Source organism: Flavobacterium terrisoli (assembly GCF_030167905.1).
GTDB classification, from domain to species: Bacteria; Bacteroidota; Bacteroidia; order Flavobacteriales; family Flavobacteriaceae; genus Flavobacterium; species Flavobacterium terrisoli.
The window spans coordinates 136617-154662 of sequence record NZ_JARGNA010000004.1 but is presented as its reverse complement, the minus strand read 5'-3'; the positions used below and the strand labels follow the sequence as shown (position 1 = coordinate 154662).

Here is an 18046-nt window from a genome sequence, read left to right as displayed (position 1 = left end):
TTCGACATCCCGATAATTATCGGGACAGAATAACAAAGAACAAACAAACAAAAATAACAACAACACAACTTACAATTTACAATGAAGAATACAGCATTAACACATATTCACGAAAGTTTAGGAGCGAAAATGGTGCCATTTGCCGGATACAATATGCCGGTACAATATGAAGGCGTGAATGCCGAACACGAAACGGTGAGAAATGGCGTAGGTGTTTTTGATGTATCACACATGGGTGAATTTTTACTTTCAGGCGAAAATGCCTTGGCACTGATTCAAAAAGTTACTTCTAATGACGCTTCGGTTCTTGAAATCGGGCGTGCACAATATTCTTGCTTGCCTAATAATGACGGTGGAATCGTAGATGATTTAATCGTTTACCGAATGAAAGAAGACCAATATTTATTAGTAGTTAATGCTTCAAACATTGAGAAAGACTGGAACTGGATTTCAGCTCAAAATGACTTGGGTGTTGACATGCGCAACATTTCAGAAGACTATTCCTTATTGGCGATTCAAGGACCAAAAGCTGTGGAAGCTATGCAATCCTTGACTTCTATTGATTTATCGGCGATTAAATATTACCATTTTGAAGTTGGGCCTTTTGCCGGAGTGGACAACGTAATCATTTCTGCAACAGGTTATACCGGTTCAGGCGGATTTGAAATCTATTGCAAAAACGACGTGGCAGAACAGGTTTGGAACAAAGTATTCGAAGCCGGTGCGGCTTTTGGCATCAAACCAATCGGATTGGCGGCTCGTGATACTTTAAGACTTGAAATGGGATTCTGTTTGTACGGAAATGACATCAATGATACGACTTCTCCATTGGAAGCTGGTTTGGGTTGGATTACCAAATTCACCAAAGATTTTACCAATTCAGAAAACCTGAAGAAACAAAAAGAAGCAGGCGTTACCCGCAAATTGGTTGGTTTCGAGTTAATTGAAAGAGGCATTCCTCGTCATGATTACGAAATTGTAGATGCTGACGGAAACAACATCGGGATTGTGACTTCGGGAACTATGGCACCATCTTTGGGGAAAGGAATTGGAATGGGTTATGTGAAAACTGAATTTTCAGCTGTGGACAGTGACATTTATATCCAAATCAGAAACAATAAAGTAAAAGCTAAAGTGGCCAAGCTGCCCTTTTATAAAAAATAATTGATGTGAACCGATTCTTATTGAGCATAGGGCTTTTTCCGCTATTCCTTTTCGGGCAAACTGAAAAAAATCCTTGCGAAACACTATCAAGAATCAACACGCTCATTCAGGAAAACCATTATAAGCCAAAACCGGTAGACGACAGTTTATCGGTTTATGTTTTTAAAAAACTACTCAGTCGGTTAGATGAGGAAAACCGACTCTTCACCGAACCGGAAATCAAAATTCTTGAAAAGCACAAATTAAAGATTGACGATTATATCGCTGCTAAAGACTGTAGCTTTCTGGATGACTTTTATGCGGCTTACTCCAAAACCGTAACGCGATACAAAACGCTGCTTGAAACGATAAAGAATGAGCCTTTTCCGTTGAGCAGTACCGAAAAAGTGCAATTCTCAAGAGAAGCATTTCCTTATGTCAAAGATGAAAAGGAATTAAAGCATTTGTACAAAAAAAGAATGCTCTTCAACATACTAAGAGATGTAGCAGAACTGAGCACCAATAAAGATTCACTTACGGCCCATTTTGAAACATTAGCTGCAGAAAGCAAAGCCAAAGCCTTTGACAGAAGTGAGTGCAAAATTCAAAGCTACGAATTGAGCAGAACAGAATTCAATGCCATTTTCTTTTCAGTCTTTTGCTCCTATTTTGATCCGCATACCGAATATTTCTCCGAAAGTGAAAAATCTTCTTTTTATTCAACCGTTAGCTCAGACAACCTGACTTTTGGGCTTTATGTTTCAATGACCGAAAAAGACGAAATGACCGTGGATGACATCATTCCCGGAAGTTCGGCTTATTTTACAGAGAAAATTGACAAAGGTGACCAACTATTAAAAGTCAAACACAAAAATGATGAATATGAGATTGCCTGTTCTTCGATGAAAAAAATTGACGAAATCATTACTTCAGATGAATACCGAACTGCCGATTTTACCTTTAGAAAAAAAAGTGGCGAGATTTACAGCGTTCAGTTGAAAAAAATGATACTGAAAGATTACCAGAACAATGTCTTTAGTTTTAAATTGAAAACAGCTAATGCCACCATTGGCTATATCAGGATTCCGAGCTTCTACTCTACTTTTGAAAACGGAAAATCAAGCGCGAGCAATGATGTGGCCAAAGAAGTATTTAAACTCCAAGAAGATCATATTGACGGAATCATTATCGATGTGGAAAACAATGGCGGCGGTTCGATGGAAGAAGCGATTAAGCTTTCGGGGTTGTTTATCGATGCCGGTCCATTGGCCATTATGAATGACAACATCAATAAAAAGGAAATTCTGAGAGACATGAACCGCGGTACCATTTATGACGGACCGATGGTCGTGATGATTAATGGATTTTCGGCTTCTGCCAGTGAGTTTTTTGCCAATGCGATGCAGGACTACAATCGCGCGATATTGGTTGGCAACCGCAGTTTAGGAAAAGCCTCGATGCAGCGAATATTTCCGTTGAGCAGCAAAAATGATGAATTTTTGAAATTGACGCTGGAAAAATTTTATCGCATCACAGGAAAAAGCAACCAATACATCGGCACCATTCCTGACATTGAAATTCCGTTATTGTTTGAAAAACAAATGCCAAAAGAAGACAGTAATGAAACTGCTTTACGCAACGACGAAATCAGTGTTATTGTCAAATACAATCGCCTGAATAATGTTATAAAAGACGAAGTCATTGCGATGAGTAAAAAACGAATTGAACTCAGCAGCGAAGCCAATGACATTAAGGCATTGAATGATAAAATCAATCCTTTATACGATAACGATTTGCCACCGGTACAATTGCAGTTCAATATGGTTTTTGATGATGTGAATAAGATGAACAAGCTGTGGGCAGCCATCAAAGCGGCTTCCGAAAAAGAACATGCCATCATCGTTGAGCAAAATTCTGTGGATTTGGAAAACGAAAGATTTGACGATTACCTCAAAAGTTTTAATACAGAAAGAGTTAAAGACATCAGGCAAAACTACCATATTTTGGAAGCAGCCAACGTTTTAAGCGATGTCAAAAAACTTACGCCATAACTTCCGACTGTCAAATAAATTACTCCCGATTAATTTGTAGTTTGTATCATTTGCAATAACCGAATAAACCCTTATTTTTGCAATCATTAAAACAAAACATTCTATCAGAAATGGGAAGAGCATTTGAATTTAGAAAAGGAAGAAAAATGAAACGTTGGGCTGCGATGGCCAAAGCGTTTACCCGAATTGGAAAAGACATCGTAATGGCGGTGAAAGAAGGCGGACCAAACCCGGAAGCCAACTCCCGTTTGCGTGCAGTAATGCAAAATGCCAAAGCGGCCAATATGCCAAAAGACAACGTAGAACGTGCGATTAAAAAAGCAACCGATAAAGATACAGCCAACTATAAAGAGGTTTTATTCGAAGGTTATGCACCACATGGCATCGCTATCCTGATTGAAACCGCTACCGATAACAACAACAGAACGGTGGCCAACATCAGAAGTTATTTCAATAAATGCAACGGAACATTGGGAACGCAGGGTTCAGTAGAATTCATGTTTGATCACACCTGTAACTTCCGTATTCCGGCAGCCGGTCAGGATGTAGAGGAATTAGAATTGGAAATGATCGACTTTGGTGTGGAAGAAATCTTCGCCGATGAGGAAGACGGCATCCTGATGTATGCACCATTTGAGAGCTTCGGCGCTATCCAAAAAGAATTGGAAAACCGTGGTTTGGAAATCTTATCTTCCGGCTTTGAGAGAATTCCGCAGATTACCAAAGAACTGACAGAAGACCAAGTGGCTGATGTAGAAAAACTATTGGAGAAAATTGAGGAAGACGATGATGTGATGAACGTCTATCATACGATGCAGGAATAGATTTCAGACTGCAGAACGCAGAATTTAGATATAGAACTCCGGCAATGCCCGGAGTTTTTTATTGTAATTTTTTTGTACCTTAGTTATCATCAAAATACAAAGTCATGAAATATCTAAATTATATTGCGGCATTGCTTCTAACAGCTACAACACTCACCGCACAGGAAATCAAACTAAAAGACAATATTGTTTATCAGGGCGATGTACCGGCTTTCAACTTTGCTAAAAAGGCAATGGGTAATGAGTTTTATGTTTACAAACTCAACACCAAAGAAGAATTGTTCAATATCATCGTTGACAACAACAAAACGGAAAGTAAAGTAGATGACAGCAAGAAAATTGTTTTTGCCCAACAAAATACCACAATCCAATCCAAAAACTTCCGCGAACAAAAATGGGATTTCCTGATAGCGTTGCTGCTTCAGGAAAAGGTAATTGACCTAAAAGGAGATATCGATATTGAGAATCTAAAGCGGTTTAAGGCAAAATATGACGAGAACATAGTAAACAAGACCATGCATTAATAAAAAACGCCAAGCAATGCTTGGCGTTTTTTATATCTTAAAAGTAATCAGATTACTTGATAAATTCAATTTTTTGGGCTTCCTCAGCATTCACGCTGTCAAAGAAACCTTGTTCGTTCATCCAGTCATCGCTGAATACTTTGCTCATATAACGAGAACCGTGGTCAGGGAAAATAGCAATTACATTACTGTTCTCATCAAACTCACCCTGCTCTGCATATTGCTTAATGGCTTGCATTACTGCACCTGAAGTATAACCTACAAACAATCCTTCTTTCTTGGCAATCTCACGGGTCGTGTGAGCACTTTCCTCATCCGTTACTTTCATAAAATGGTCGATAGCGTCAAAGTCGGTAGCGGTTGGGATTAAGTTTTTCCCCAATCCTTCTATTCTGTATGGATAAATTTCATCGGCATCAAACTCTTTGGTTTCGTGGTATTTTTTCAATACCGATCCAAAAGCATCAACCCCTAAAATTCTAATGTTTGGATTTTGTTCCTTTAAATATTTAGCCGCTCCGGAAATTGTTCCTCCGGTTCCGCTACACGCAATCAAATGGGTAATTTTTCCGTTGGTTTGTTCCCAAATTTCAGGACCTGTTGATTTGTAATGCGCATCAATATTCAATTGGTTAAAATATTGATTGATATAAATAGAACCTTTTGTTTCTTCGTGTAAACGCTTGGCTACGTTATAGTATGAACGCTCGTCATCAGCTGAAACGTGTGCTGGGCAAACATATACTTTGGCACCCAAACTGCGTAACATGTCAATTTTATCTTTAGAAGATTTAGAACTTACTGCCAGGATACAGTTGTAACCTTTGATGATGCTTACCATGGCCAAACTAAATCCGGTGTTACCCGAAGTTGTTTCTATGATGGTATCGCCCGGAGTCAAGATTCCTTGTCTTTCTGCCTCTTCAATAATATATAATGCAATTCTGTCTTTGGTGGAGTGACCAGGGTTGAAGGCTTCAACCTTAGCATAAAAATTTCCCGGTAAAGATTCTGTGATTTTATTAAGTCTAATTAGTGGAGTATTCCCTATTAAACTTAACACATTATCGTGAGCTTTTATATCTTCTTTCATAAAATAAATTAGTCAAGGCGTATTTATGAAGCCCGAATTACAGACTTCTAAACGTTGCAAATTTAATAAAATATTTTAAACTATCTTTTTATTCCTTCTAAATCTAACAAAAAACTGTATTCTTTGGCGATTTCCTTAATGGCTTCAAACCTTCCCGATGCGCCACCATGACCTGCGTCCATGTTGGTATCCAAATATAGCTGATTATTATCAGTTTTCAAAACCCTTAATTTGGCTACCCATTTTGCTGGTTCCCAATATTGTACCTGAGAATCGTGCAATCCGGTCGATATATACATATTCGGATAATCTTGTGCAATTACATTATCGTAAGGCGAATAAGAAAGCATATAATTATAATATTTCTTCACATTCGGGTTGCCCCATTCGTCGTATTCTCCCGTTGTTAAAGGGATTGTATCATCCAACATCGTCGTCACTACATCCACAAACGGCACCTGAGCAATGACTCCATGGTACAAAGATGGTGCCATGTTTACTATCGCACCCATTAAAAGTCCACCTGCCGAACCGCCTTCAGCATACAAATGTTGTGTTGATGTATACTTGTTGTCTATCAAAAATTGGGAACAATCGATAAAATCGGTGAAGGTATTTTTCTTTTTCAACAGCTTCCCGTCTTCATACCATTGTCGGCCTAAATCTTCACCACCGCGAATGTGTGCAATGGCATAAATAAATCCTCTATCCAGCAATGTCAAACGCACCGAAGAGAAATAGCAATCCATTGTTACGCCATAGGAACCGTAAGCATACAACAACGTTGGGTTATTACTGTCTTTCCTGATTCCTTTGCGGTAAACCATCGAAATCGGGACTTGGGTGCCATCTTTGGCGGTTGCCCAAACTCTTTCTTCGGTGTAATTGTTTTTATCAAATTTCCCACCCAAAACTTCGTGTTCTTTCAACAGGGTTTTGGTTTTGGTTTTCATGTTAAAGTCAAATACCGATGACGGCACAGCCAAGGATTGAAAGCTATAGCGAAGGATTTCCGTATCAAAATCGAGATTGGTTGTGGTATAAGCCATATACGTTTCACTGTCAAAAGGCAGATAGTACTCTCCTTTCCCACTCCATGGCATGATTCTGATTTGGTTCAACCCATTAAAGCGTTCGGTCACGACCAGATAATTTTTGAAAATATCAATATCTTCCAATAGCACTGCTGCCCTATGCGGAATGACATCAACCCAATTTTCCTTTGAAGTCGCGTTTTCAGGCGTTTTCATTAGCTTAAAGTTGGTCGCTTTGTCTTTATTGGTTACAATGTAAAAATGATCCCCAAAATGCGACATCGAATATTCTAAACCACGTGTTCGTTTTTGAAAAACAGTAAACTTAGCATCCGGCGTAGCCGATAAAACCGTTCTGTATTCTGTTGTTAAAGTGCTATTCGAATTGATGATGATGTATTTCTTTGATTTCGATTTGTACACCGAAACATCAAAAGTTTCATCTTTTTCGAAAAACACTAATTTGTCTTTGGCTGAATCAGTACCTATTTTATGTTTGTATATCTTATCTGCACGCAGGGTTTGCTCGTCTTTGCGGGAATAAAACAAAGTCTTATTGTCACTGGCCCAAGTGGCACCACCGGTAGTATTTTCTATCTTCACCGGAAGTATTTCACCGGTAATCAGGTTTTTAATCTGAATCACATATTGTCTTCTGGAAACCGTATCAACACCAAAGCTTGCCCAAACGTTATCTTCACTCACACTCAATCCGGCCAAATTGAAATAGGTAAACCCTTTCGCCATTTCATTGCAGTCAAACATGATTTCTTCTGCCGCTTCCAAATTGCCTTTTTTACGCGAATGAATCGGGTAATCTTTGCCTTTTTCAAAACGTGTGATATAGTAGTAACCGTTATAGAAATAAGGAACAGACTCATCGTCTTCCTTGATTCTGGCCTTCATTTCTTCGAATAAAGCCGTCTGAAAATCCTTAGTATGCGCAGTTGATTGTTGGTAGTATTCGTTTTCCTGATTGAGATAATCAATTACTTCAGGCTTTTCTCTTTGGTTTAGCCAATAGTAATCATCAGTACGAACATGACCGTGCTTTTCCATTGGATGTGGAATAATAGTGGCTTTTGGTGGTAATAGTAAAGTTTTGGGCATTGATTGAATTATTATCAACTACAAAAATAACTATTATGCAGGCATAAGTTTTTAATGTTGCGGGAAGTTATGCACTTAGAAATTAACATTTGAGCGTGATTATGTTATGCTAACATTCATAAAGACCGAATGTCCACCGGACATTCTCCTCTTAATATCAAATACCTAGAAATTAACATTTGAGCTTAGAATTCAATCTTTCCTAAGGCTTCCAAAACATATTCGTGCAATACTTGTTTGTAATCCAAATGGGTAACCATACGGAGTTTGCCTTGTCCCATAGAACTGATTAGGATGCCTTTGGATTTCAGTTTTTCGATAACCGCTTTTTCGTTTAATGCTTTGTTGACTTCAAAAATAAGGATGTTGGTTTCAGCAGGTTCTACTTTTTCAACCCAGGACAATTGCTGTAAAGCTTGCCCCAGTTCTTTGGCTCTTCGGTGGTCATCGGCTAATCGGTTGATATTGTTTTGCAAAGCATAAATGCCGGCTGCCGCCAAATAACCAGACTGGCGCAAGTTACCGCCAAATATCTTTCGGATACGCAAAGCTTTATGCATCGTCTCTGCATCTGAAATCAAAACCGAACCGATTGGCGCACCCAATCCTTTTGAAAAACAAACGGAAATCGTATCAAACAATTCCCCAAATTGCTTCGGATGCTGCTTTTTTTCGACAATCGCATTCCACAAACGCGCGCCGTCTAAATGATATTTTAAATTATTATCGGTACAAACCTGTTTGATTTTTTTCAATTCTTCCAAATCATAGCAAGCACCGCCACCTTTGTTGGTCGTGTTTTCAATACCAACCATTTTGGATAATGGCGCATGGTAAAACTCAGGATCGTTAATTCCGGCTTTGACTTGTTCAGCCGTAATCATACCACGATTCCCATCCAATAAATTAAAATTGACACCGCTATTTGCAGAAGCGCCACCGGCTTCATACAAATGAATATGCGACCATTTATCACAAATAATTTGGTCTCCGGGATTGGTATTCAATTTAATGGCCGTTTGATTGGCCATCGTTCCCGAAGGAAAAAACAGCGCTGCTTCCTTTCCGAATAAATCAGCAACCATTTTTTCAAAAGCATTCACAGTTGGATCCTGTTTAAACACATCATCGCCTACTTTGGCGTTGAACATGGCTTTCAACATTTCGGGAGATGGTTTGGTTACGGTATCGCTGATTAAATTAATTTCCATATTTTGATTGTAAAGCTTACTTTTGTTGAATTGTTGTGTTAGCCCCGATAGTAGTGAAAATCCTTTTTAATTGTCATACTGAGCATTTGATATTAAGAGGAGAAAGCAAAGCTTTCGGCAAATATCAAGGTATAAATTAAAAAGATTGAAACGGATAGCGGGATTAGCTCCAAATAATAAAACACAAAACTACATTATTTATGACAAATACCGAACAAATTAAAGGTATTGTAGAACGCCTTGGTGCGTTGAGGAGGTATCTTTGACATTGATGCCAAGCTTATAGAAATTACCAACGAAGAGGAAAAAACCTTTGCTCCCGACTTTTGGAACAACGCCAAGGAAGCCGAAATCATTGTAAAAAACTTGCGCTCAAAGAAAAAATGGGTGGAAGATTTTGAAAAAGGTAACGCCATGGCGGAAGAACTTCAGATTGTATACGAATTTTTCAAAGACGGCGACGCTACCGAAGAAGAACTGGATCATCAATATGAACTAACCAATACTCATATTGAAGGTTTGGAATTCAAAAACATGCTTTCTGATGAAGGAGATAGTTTGAGTGCGGTGCTTCAAATTACCGCTGGCGCCGGTGGAACGGAAAGCTGTGACTGGGCTTCGATGCTGATGCGTATGTACCTGATGTGGGCCGAAAATCAAGGTTACAAGGTAAAAGAACTGAATTTTCAGGAAGGCGATGTAGCCGGAATTAAAACTGTGACTTTGGAAATTGAAGGTGATTATGCTTTTGGTTATCTGAAAGGGGAAAACGGCGTGCATCGTTTGGTGAGGATTTCGCCTTTTGACAGCAATGCTAAACGCCATACATCATTTGCTTCGGTTTATGTTTATCCTTTGGTTGATGATACGATTGAAATTGAGATCAATCCTGCCGATATCGAGATTATCACATCCCGTTCTAGCGGTGCCGGTGGACAGAATGTCAATAAGGTGGAAACCAAAGTTCAACTGTTCCATAAACCGACTGGAATACAGATTCAATGTTCGGAAACACGTTCGCAACAAGACAACCGCCAGCGCGCGATGCAGATGTTGAAGTCTCAATTGTATGAAATAGAGCTAAAAAAACAACAGGCACAACGCAGCGATATTGAAGCCGGAAAAATGAAAATCGAATGGGGTTCACAAATCCGAAACTATGTTATGCATCCATATAAATTGGTGAAAGACGTGCGTTCCGGCTATGAAACCAGCGATGTGGAAGGCGTGATGAACGGTAATCTGGATGAATTTTTGAAAGCCTATTTGATGATGATGGGACAAAAAGAAGAAGAGTAAACAGCATTCTGTTTTGGTTTAATTAGGATATTCAAATCCGTTTTCGGTTATTTGAGAACAATAACTAAACCAAATCTGCTATGATTTCTTTCTCAATTCAGGAAATAAATGAAGTATTACAGGGAGAAATCATTGGAACTACTTCCCACAAAATAACGGCTCCGGAACAACTGGATACAGCCACCGAAACAGAAATATCCTTTATTGGAAATAAAAAATACGAAAAATTCTGGGAGAGTTCCAAAGCTTGCGCAGCAGTGGTCAACCAGGATATCAGTATTGAACCCGGTGAAAATTGTGTCTTTATCAAAGTAAAAAATGCCGATTTGGCGATGACGCAAGTGCTGAACATGTTTGCTCCTGCTGCACCGGTATTTCTGGTAGACATTCATCCGACTGCTGTGATTGATGATTCTGTTTCTATCGGAAATGGTGTTAAAATTGGAGCCGGTAGTTATATCGGTCCAAATGTTATCATTGGCGAAAACACTACGATTTATCCGAATGTGACTATTTTAGACGAATGTACAATCGGAAAGAATACCATTATCTGGTCGGGAACGGTTATTCGCGAACGCTGTCATATTGGAAGCCATTGTATTCTGCATCCTAATTGTACCATTGGTGCTGATGGTTTTGGATTCAGGCCTTGTCCGGAAAGAGGCTTGGTTAAAATTCCACAAATTGGTAATGTGATTATCGGAAATGGTGTTGAAATTGGAGCCAATTCATGTGTTGATCGGGGTAAATTCAGTTCTACTGTATTGGGTGACGGCTGCAAAATTGACAACTTAGTTCAAATCGGACACAATTCCAAACTCGGAAAATTCTGCATTATGGCAGGAAATTCAGGTTTGGCCGGTTCGGTAACTTTAGGCAATGGCGTAATCATTGGCGGTAGTGCTTCGATTAAAGACCATACTACCATTGGCGATGGTGCTATTGTTGGCGCAGGTTCCGGAGTTGCCGGTGACATTGAAGCCGGAAAAACGGTTTTAGGTTATCCTGCTATTGATGCCCGTGACGCACTAAAACAATGGGCCATTTTAAAAAGAATGGTAAGAGATTGTAATAAATAGTTATGAGTTATAAATTGCAATTATAATAGGAAATATAGCCTTGAAGAATGAAGTTTATTTTTTTTTGAAAATAACTCATAACTCATAATTCATAACTCATAATTAAGTTCTATATTTGCAACGAGGATTCCGAAAGGAAGTTACACCTCACCGCACTAGTCGATCGCTCCAGATCGACTTTTGTATTTTATAATACTTCCTTTAGAAAAGTCAGCATCGCTGCCCAGGAACGTTTATCCGCTTTTTCATTATAAGCAGCTCCTTTAGAATTATCGCTTCCCGCATCTTTATGGGTAAAGGCATGAACGGCATTGGCATAAAAAACCATTTGCCAATCGGCACCCGAACTTCTCATTTCGTTTTGAAAAGCATCAACTTCTTCCTTAGAAACAAATGGATCATCAGCGCCGTGTAATACCAAAACTTTAGGATTAATTTTTGCGTTTGCTCTCGTAGCATCTTTTCCTAAACCACCGTGAAAAGAAACCACACCTTGCACTTTAAAATTGGCTCTCGCCGCTTCGATTGCTCCGGTTCCGCCAAAACAATAGCCAATAACTACTATTTTATCAGGATTTGCACCCATTTTTACCAATTCGTCTAAAGCCAATTGGATTCTTTTTTGGTATTCGGTGATGTTCTTTTTGTAATATCCGGCTTTTGCTCCGGCTTCTTTTGTATTCGTTGGACGTTGGTCAACACCATAGATATCTGCAATAAAAGTACAATAGCCCATTGATGCTAAAAGATCAGCAACTTCATTCTCATGCTTTTGGATACCCATCCAGGCTGGAAGAATTAAAATACCTGGCTTGCCTTCGAGTAATTTTGCAGGTTTTATAGAAACTCCCTTAAGTACTTGGCTTCCATCTTTGTATTCAACATCTTTTTTTTCTAATGCTTTTGATTGTGCCAAGCTATTTGCAATAAATAACATATAAACGAACAGGAAAGCGATTTTACTTTTCATCTTGACTGATTTAAAATTCATATAAAAGTAAAGAATAAAGCAATAAGAAGCTGTTAAGTAAGCGATAAATTAGATTCCGATTTCAACCTGAAAACGTAGGTACCAATTGTTTTTGGTAGTACCGTCAAAATATTTCAGCGTATCAAAATTTAGTTCGCCTTGCAATTTAAAAGCGTGTTCCCAAATGTATTTGGTAATTCCAATAGAATACTCTCTTGTGTTTGGAGTCAAATCCTCAATGTCTTCGCCAACATTCTGGATTGAATATCGGGCAATGAATTCGTAATTGGATTTGGTTAAATAACTTGCCTGATAGTCAAATCCGTTACCGACAAACGCATAATTGCTTTCTGTGATATCATCAGGATTGATTGTTATTGCATTATCATTCGTGGTTCTCGACATATAACTCATCATCGCGGCCCAGCCATTGTATTTGAACATGGCATCCAACAAAACCGATTTCATGGTTCTTCTTTCGAATAAATCATTCCCTAATTGACCTTGTGTACGTTGAGCGTGATTGTTTTGCTGGAAAGCACCGGACAACATTAACTTTGGTTTCTTTTCGCGCATGATATCGCCTTCAAAATAAGTTCCGTCTTTGGCAAAAGCACCAAAAGGGAACAATTCCACTTTACCGGTCACGGCAATTCCATCATCAGCTTTACCGGTTTGGTTTCTTCCTTCTCCGCCGGAAAGTGCGGTTTTGAAATTATACGAGAATTTGTCTTTGAACTCGTTTAAGTTGTGAACCTGGAAACCAAAATCCCTGTCGATAGTAAACTTAGCGTTGTTAATGGTTCTGTCGGTTAATTGCAAACCTCCGGAAGAATTCACGCGTTGACGGTTTCCCGGTAATTTGGTTTGACCAAAGCTGATGTTCCAATTTTTATTCGGACGGTAAAAAACAACCGCATCACGGATGATATTGATATTTTCCCCTTCTTTTACTTCACCAACATCGCCCGGAGCAAAAGACAATTGCAAGGCGTAAAGGAATTTTGGGCTACCAACATAACCATCCAAACGCAAACGCAAACGGCGAACCTGTCCGTCATAAGCACCATTTTCACCATCATTTTCTATATAAGTGACACGGTTCTGCATTCTGAAACGAATGTTCAATTGGAACAAACTATCCGGAGAAGTCATTCCGATTCCTTTACCATAACTGTAGTAAGGCAAAGTCGACAATTTAATGTCGTTGTCGTGTTTGGTTTGTTCAATGGAAATTTGCGCCTGTAATGATATTCCAAGCAATAAAGCAATGATTACTAATAATTTTTTCATGTTAGGTTTGTATGTAGTTGTATTGATTTTTACAATTATTTGATGTTATCAAAATGATTTAATAACAAATAAGGTTTAGTTATAAAAAAAGCCAACATTACAGTCGGCTTTTCAGTATATAAAAAGTTTATAAAAATAGTTTTAGCAAATAATAAACTAAAGCAGCTAAAACGGCTGAAACCGGAATAGTCAAAATCCAAGCCCACAATAGTTTTACGGTTACACCCCAGCGAACAGCTGAAACCCTTTTGGTTACGCCAACTCCAATGATTGAACCTGTAATGGTATGTGTCGTGGAAACCGGAATTTTGAAATGTTCTGTGGAGAATAAAGTTAAGGCACCTGCAGATTCAGCAACAACGCCTTCAAAAGCAGTTACTTTAGTGATTTTGGAACCCATCGTTTTTACGATTTTCCATCCACCACTCAAAGTTCCTAAAGCGATTACAGTATAACAGGTCAACGGAATCCAACCCGGCATTACACCGTCGATTTTCACACCATCTTTTTCTGAAGGTAAAACTACATTTAAATCAAGCCAACCGGCAGACATGTCAATATTCGGATTTGATTTGATATAAACTGCAACAGCTGCCGCAATAATACCCATTACCTTTTGCGAATCGTTTCCACCATGACCCAAACTAAAGGCTGCTGAAGACAACAACTGCATTTTCTTCAATACTTTTTCGGCTTTAGCGGTAGAAAAACTACTGAACAATAAATTAAATACGGCTAAAGAAAAGAAGATAATCGCTACTAAAAACCATTTTATATTTGCCGGTTCTGTCATAAAACTCCAAAAATGACTTTCAAATCTTGGTTTCTTGATATCTTCAAAAGGTGTCATAACACTGGCAAAAAACCAAATAGCCAAGACCATTAAAACGACTGTCAATACTTTTGGCCAAACGTTTTTCTTAGAAGAATACATCAACCATAGGGAAATAAAATAAGAAATTAACATTCCCAATAGTGGTGCAAATACAATAAACAAGATTACGATAACTACACCGGAGGGCAATAATTCACCTTCTTTAGCCTCTTTTAACCAGTTTACAATTTTAAACCCGGCATGTTCAGGATCAGTTACATCACGGAAACCATGCGCAATCGCTGCTCCGGCAAATCCACCAATTAAAGTATGGGATGATGAGGATGGAATTCCTTTCCACCAAGTGATTAAGTTCCAAATAATCGCTGCAATGACTCCGGCCAAAATCACCGTCAAATCGATACTACTGGTATGGGCTGTTTTGGCCACTGTATCGGCTACTCCAAATCCGAAAACCCAATAGGCCAAGAAGTTGAAAAGCGCTGCCCAAAGTACGGCTTGAAAAGGTGTCAAAACCTTGGTCGCTACAATCGTTGCAATAGAATTGGCTGCATCGTGAAAACCATTGATGTAATCAAAAACTAAGGCAAGAAAAATGATAATTAATAATAAAGTAAAATCCATAAAAGTCGATTTTGATTAAAACTATTTATGAATGTTTTACTGAAATTTGTTCCATCACATTGGAAACACTTTTACATTTATCAGAAGCTGATTCCAAAGCTGAAAGCACTTCTTTGTATTTAATAATGTTTTTAACATCAGTCTCGTTCTCAAAGATATCAGCTACTGCTTTATCAAAAACCGAATCCGCTTTGCTTTCCAATTTGTTGATTTTTTTACAAGTATCTTTAATCGCTTTGTGGTCTTTCATGTCTTTCAATTCCTTGATACCAACATTAATCAATTGACAAGCTTCTAAATTGATTTCTGTTAATTTACGGATAGACTTGGTAATTTTCTCTACCTGATACAAACGCATTCTACTTGCTGCACCGTGCATATAATCGGCTACGTTATCAATTGCTTTGATCAATGAGTGAATGTCCTCACGGTCAAAAGGCGTGATAAAGTTTCTGCTTAATTCCAAGTGTGTTTTATGGGTAATCTCTTCGATTGTCGCTTCTAATTCTTCAATTTTTCTGAAATAATCTTCACGCTCTGATTTAGGTGCATTTACGGCTTCGTGAAGTGTTTCAGCTAATAAAACTAAATTTGATGACGCTTGTTCAAAAAGAGGAAAGAATTTTTTATCTTTTGGAACTAAAAACTGGAAAATACTGTTTATAGACATAGTGTTAAAATTTGCTGCAAATGTATCACTCTAATGTTAAGTGAATATTAAATATCGAATTAGTATTGGAGCAGAAGTTTACAATTTGTTAACATAAAAAATCAAGCAAATATAACGCTGATTTCTCTTATTGAAAACGTTTTCGTAGCTTAGCGTCCAAATAAAACAAATACAATCACACGCAACATAACATGGACATCAACTTCAATAAAAACGAAGATCACAACAAACTTTTACTCACCGATTTAAAGCAGCGCTTTGCCAAAGTCAGAGTTGGCGGTGGAGAAAAACGCATCGAAAAATTACATTCCGAAGGCAAAATGACCGCTCGTGAACGCATCGATTATTTATTGGATGCCAAAGCAAATAACATTGAAATCGGAGCATTTGTTGGTGATGGAATGTATGCCGAACACGGCGGTTGCCCTTCCGGCGGCGTTGTGGTGAAAATGGGTTACATCAAAGGCAAACAATGTATTGTTGTGGCGAATGATGCGACCGTAAAAGCCGGTGCCTGGTTTCCGATTACTGCTAAAAAGAACCTACGCGCACAGGAAATAGCAATGGAAAATCGTTTACCGATTATCTATTTGGTTGATTCTGCCGGTGTGTATTTACCGATGCAGGACGAAATTTTCCCCGATAAAGAACACTTTGGCCGCATCTTCAGAAACAACGCTATCATGAGTAGTATGGGAATTACCCAAATTGCCGCCGTAATGGGAAGTTGTGTTGCCGGTGGTGCCTATCTTCCGATTATGAGTGATGAAGCGATGATAGTTGATAAAACAGGAAGTATTTTCCTCGCCGGAAGTTATCTGGTGAAGGCTGCCATTGGTGAAAACATAGACAACGAAACGCTTGGCGGTGCAACAACGCACTGCGAAATCTCAGGTGTAACCGATTATAAAGCCAAAGACGATAAAGACGCTTTGGACCGAATTAAAAGTATCGTTGGTAAAATTGGCGATTATGAGAAAGCAGGTTTCAACCGTGAAAAAGCAACAAAACCGGTGTTGGACGAAAAAGAAATCTATGGCATTTTACCCAAATTGCGCACCGATCAATACGATATGATGGAAATCATCAAGCGTTTGGTGGACAACTCCGAAATGGACATGTACAAACCTGATTACGGGAAATCTGTGATTACCTGTTATGCACGAATTGACGGTTGGGCCGTCGGAATTGTTGCCAACCAGCGTACGGTTTCCAAAACCAAAAAAGGCGAAATCCAATTTGGCGGTGTAATCTATTCTGATTCTGCCGATAAAGCTACCCGTTTCATTGCCAATTGTAACCAAAAGAAAATTCCGTTAGTTTTCGTGCAAGACGTAACCGGATTTATGGTTGGTTCCAAAAGTGAACACGGTGGCATCATCAAAGACGGTGCTAAAATGGTGAATGCCGTTTCCAATTCTGTGGTACCCAAATTCACGGTGATTGTTGGAAATTCATACGGTGCCGGAAACTACGCCATGTGTGGCAAAGCCTATGACCCGAGGTTAATCTTTGCCTGGCCAAGTGCGGAACTTGCTGTGATGGGCGGAACACAAGCCGCTAAAGTATTGGCCCAAATTGAAGCTTCGTCCTTAAAAGCCAAAGGCGAAAAGGTTGATGAAAAAACAGAACAAGAACTATTCGATAAAATCAAAGCGCGTTACGACGCTCAAGTTTCCCCTTATTATGCTGCGGCCAGATTATGGACTGACGCAATCATAGATCCGTTAGAAACGCGTACCTGGATTTCGATGGGAATTGAAGCTGCCAATCACGCGCCGATTGAAAAGAAATTTAATTTGGGTGTGATTCAGGTATAAAACTAATTTTATGAAACAACTATTGCTTTTTCTTTTGGTAACTCTAAATTTTAGTCTTACGGCACAGACCGAAGATTACTCGGGAACTTATGTCTTTTTAATAGAAGGAAAAGATGGCAATATTCTTGACTACAAAATGCAATTAAATCCAGATGGCACCTTTATTTTTACAAGTTTTCAGCGAGTGGTAGATATTCGCGGTAATCATGATACTCACAAAAACAGCAAAGGAATCTGGAAAGTAGAAAATAAAATCATCAAATTCAGCTCTGAACCAAATGATTTGGATAAAGATTATCCTTTAAATTTCAACGGTACAACCGCCAGAGTGATTAAGAAATCACCTCGTGACAAATCTGATAAGTTGGTGCCAACGGCGCTTCAGTTTTACAAATCTGAAATTTCTACGATTGCCAATTTGAAATTTTTGTTGAAGGAATAAAACATAATTTAATAAGATTTCCTT

The 18046-nt window shown here is 38.7% G+C and carries 15 protein-coding genes; 8 read left to right on the top strand and 7 right to left on the bottom strand.

Features of this window, described 5'->3' with window-relative positions:
* Nucleotides 1-81: 81 nt before the first annotated feature.
* From gcvT to P1K33_RS06460, 4 genes are all read left to right on the top strand, one after another.
* Nucleotides 82-1164 (top strand): glycine cleavage system aminomethyltransferase GcvT, encoded by a 1083-nt coding sequence (gene gcvT / locus P1K33_RS06475; protein WP_284652099.1) that lies wholly within the window; start codon nucleotides 82-84, stop codon nucleotides 1162-1164.
* A gap of 5 nt (nucleotides 1165-1169) precedes the next feature.
* Entirely contained in the window at nucleotides 1170-3194 is a 2025-nt protein-coding gene (locus P1K33_RS06470; protein WP_284652098.1) for a S41 family peptidase, read from the top strand.
* Between the two features lie 110 nt (nucleotides 3195-3304).
* Complete coding sequence (locus P1K33_RS06465) at nucleotides 3305-4018, top strand: YebC/PmpR family DNA-binding transcriptional regulator (protein WP_284652097.1); 714 nt, start codon at nucleotides 3305-3307, stop codon at nucleotides 4016-4018.
* A 104-nt stretch (nucleotides 4019-4122) separates the two neighbouring features.
* Nucleotides 4123-4542: a hypothetical protein gene (locus P1K33_RS06460; protein WP_284652096.1), complete on the top strand. Its 420-nt coding sequence runs from the start codon at nucleotides 4123-4125 to the stop codon at nucleotides 4540-4542.
* 52 nt (nucleotides 4543-4594) lie between these two features.
* Here P1K33_RS06460 and capA read toward each other — a convergent pair whose 3' ends face one another.
* The 3 genes from capA to P1K33_RS06445 form a co-directional block, all read right to left on the bottom strand.
* A complete protein-coding gene (gene capA, locus P1K33_RS06455; RefSeq protein WP_284652095.1) occupies nucleotides 4595-5635 on the bottom strand; it encodes a cysteate synthase in 1041 nt (346 codons plus the stop codon).
* An 80-nt stretch (nucleotides 5636-5715) separates the two neighbouring features.
* On the bottom strand, nucleotides 5716-7779 hold the full coding sequence (locus tag P1K33_RS06450; RefSeq protein ID WP_284652094.1) for a S9 family peptidase: 2064 nt from the start codon (nucleotides 7777-7779) through the stop codon (nucleotides 5716-5718).
* Nucleotides 7780-7964: 185 nt separating this feature from the next.
* Nucleotides 7965-8990 (bottom strand): threonine aldolase family protein, encoded by a 1026-nt coding sequence (locus P1K33_RS06445; RefSeq protein WP_284652093.1) that lies wholly within the window; start codon nucleotides 8988-8990, stop codon nucleotides 7965-7967.
* A gap of 200 nt (nucleotides 8991-9190) precedes the next feature.
* Here P1K33_RS06445 and prfB point away from each other — a divergent pair.
* Together prfB and lpxD are read left to right on the top strand one after the other, a co-directional pair.
* A protein-coding gene (gene prfB / locus P1K33_RS06440; protein WP_284652092.1) for a peptide chain release factor 2 occupies nucleotides 9191-10289 on the top strand; the annotation gives its coding sequence in 2 pieces (ribosomal slippage) (nucleotides 9191-9253 and nucleotides 9255-10289; 1098 coding nt in all).
* Nucleotides 10290-10369: 80 nt separating this feature from the next.
* Nucleotides 10370-11368 (top strand): UDP-3-O-(3-hydroxymyristoyl)glucosamine N-acyltransferase, encoded by a 999-nt coding sequence (lpxD, locus tag P1K33_RS06435; protein WP_284652091.1) that lies wholly within the window; start codon nucleotides 10370-10372, stop codon nucleotides 11366-11368.
* A gap of 187 nt (nucleotides 11369-11555) precedes the next feature.
* On the opposite strand, the gene P1K33_RS06430 is transcribed toward lpxD, so the two are convergent.
* The 4 genes from P1K33_RS06430 to P1K33_RS06415 form a co-directional block, all read right to left on the bottom strand.
* Nucleotides 11556-12338 (bottom strand): dienelactone hydrolase family protein, encoded by a 783-nt coding sequence (locus P1K33_RS06430; RefSeq protein WP_284652090.1) that lies wholly within the window; start codon nucleotides 12336-12338, stop codon nucleotides 11556-11558.
* A 69-nt stretch (nucleotides 12339-12407) separates the two neighbouring features.
* Complete coding sequence (locus P1K33_RS06425; protein WP_284652089.1) at nucleotides 12408-13631, bottom strand: porin; 1224 nt, start codon at nucleotides 13629-13631, stop codon at nucleotides 12408-12410.
* A 127-nt stretch (nucleotides 13632-13758) separates the two neighbouring features.
* A complete protein-coding gene (locus P1K33_RS06420; protein WP_284652088.1) occupies nucleotides 13759-15090 on the bottom strand; it encodes an inorganic phosphate transporter in 1332 nt (443 codons plus the stop codon).
* A gap of 25 nt (nucleotides 15091-15115) precedes the next feature.
* Nucleotides 15116-15760, bottom strand: a complete 645-nt coding sequence (locus P1K33_RS06415; protein ID WP_284652087.1) for a DUF47 domain-containing protein — start codon at nucleotides 15758-15760, stop codon at nucleotides 15116-15118.
* Between the two features lie 191 nt (nucleotides 15761-15951).
* Here P1K33_RS06415 and P1K33_RS06410 point away from each other — a divergent pair, with 191 nt between their 5' ends.
* Together P1K33_RS06410 and P1K33_RS06405 are read left to right on the top strand one after the other, a co-directional pair.
* Nucleotides 15952-17580, top strand: coding sequence for an acyl-CoA carboxylase subunit beta (locus P1K33_RS06410; protein WP_284652086.1), 1629 nt, complete (start codon nucleotides 15952-15954; stop codon nucleotides 17578-17580).
* 10 nt (nucleotides 17581-17590) lie between these two features.
* Complete coding sequence (locus P1K33_RS06405; protein WP_284652085.1) at nucleotides 17591-18022, top strand: hypothetical protein; 432 nt, start codon at nucleotides 17591-17593, stop codon at nucleotides 18020-18022.
* Nucleotides 18023-18046: the final 24 nt, after the last annotated feature.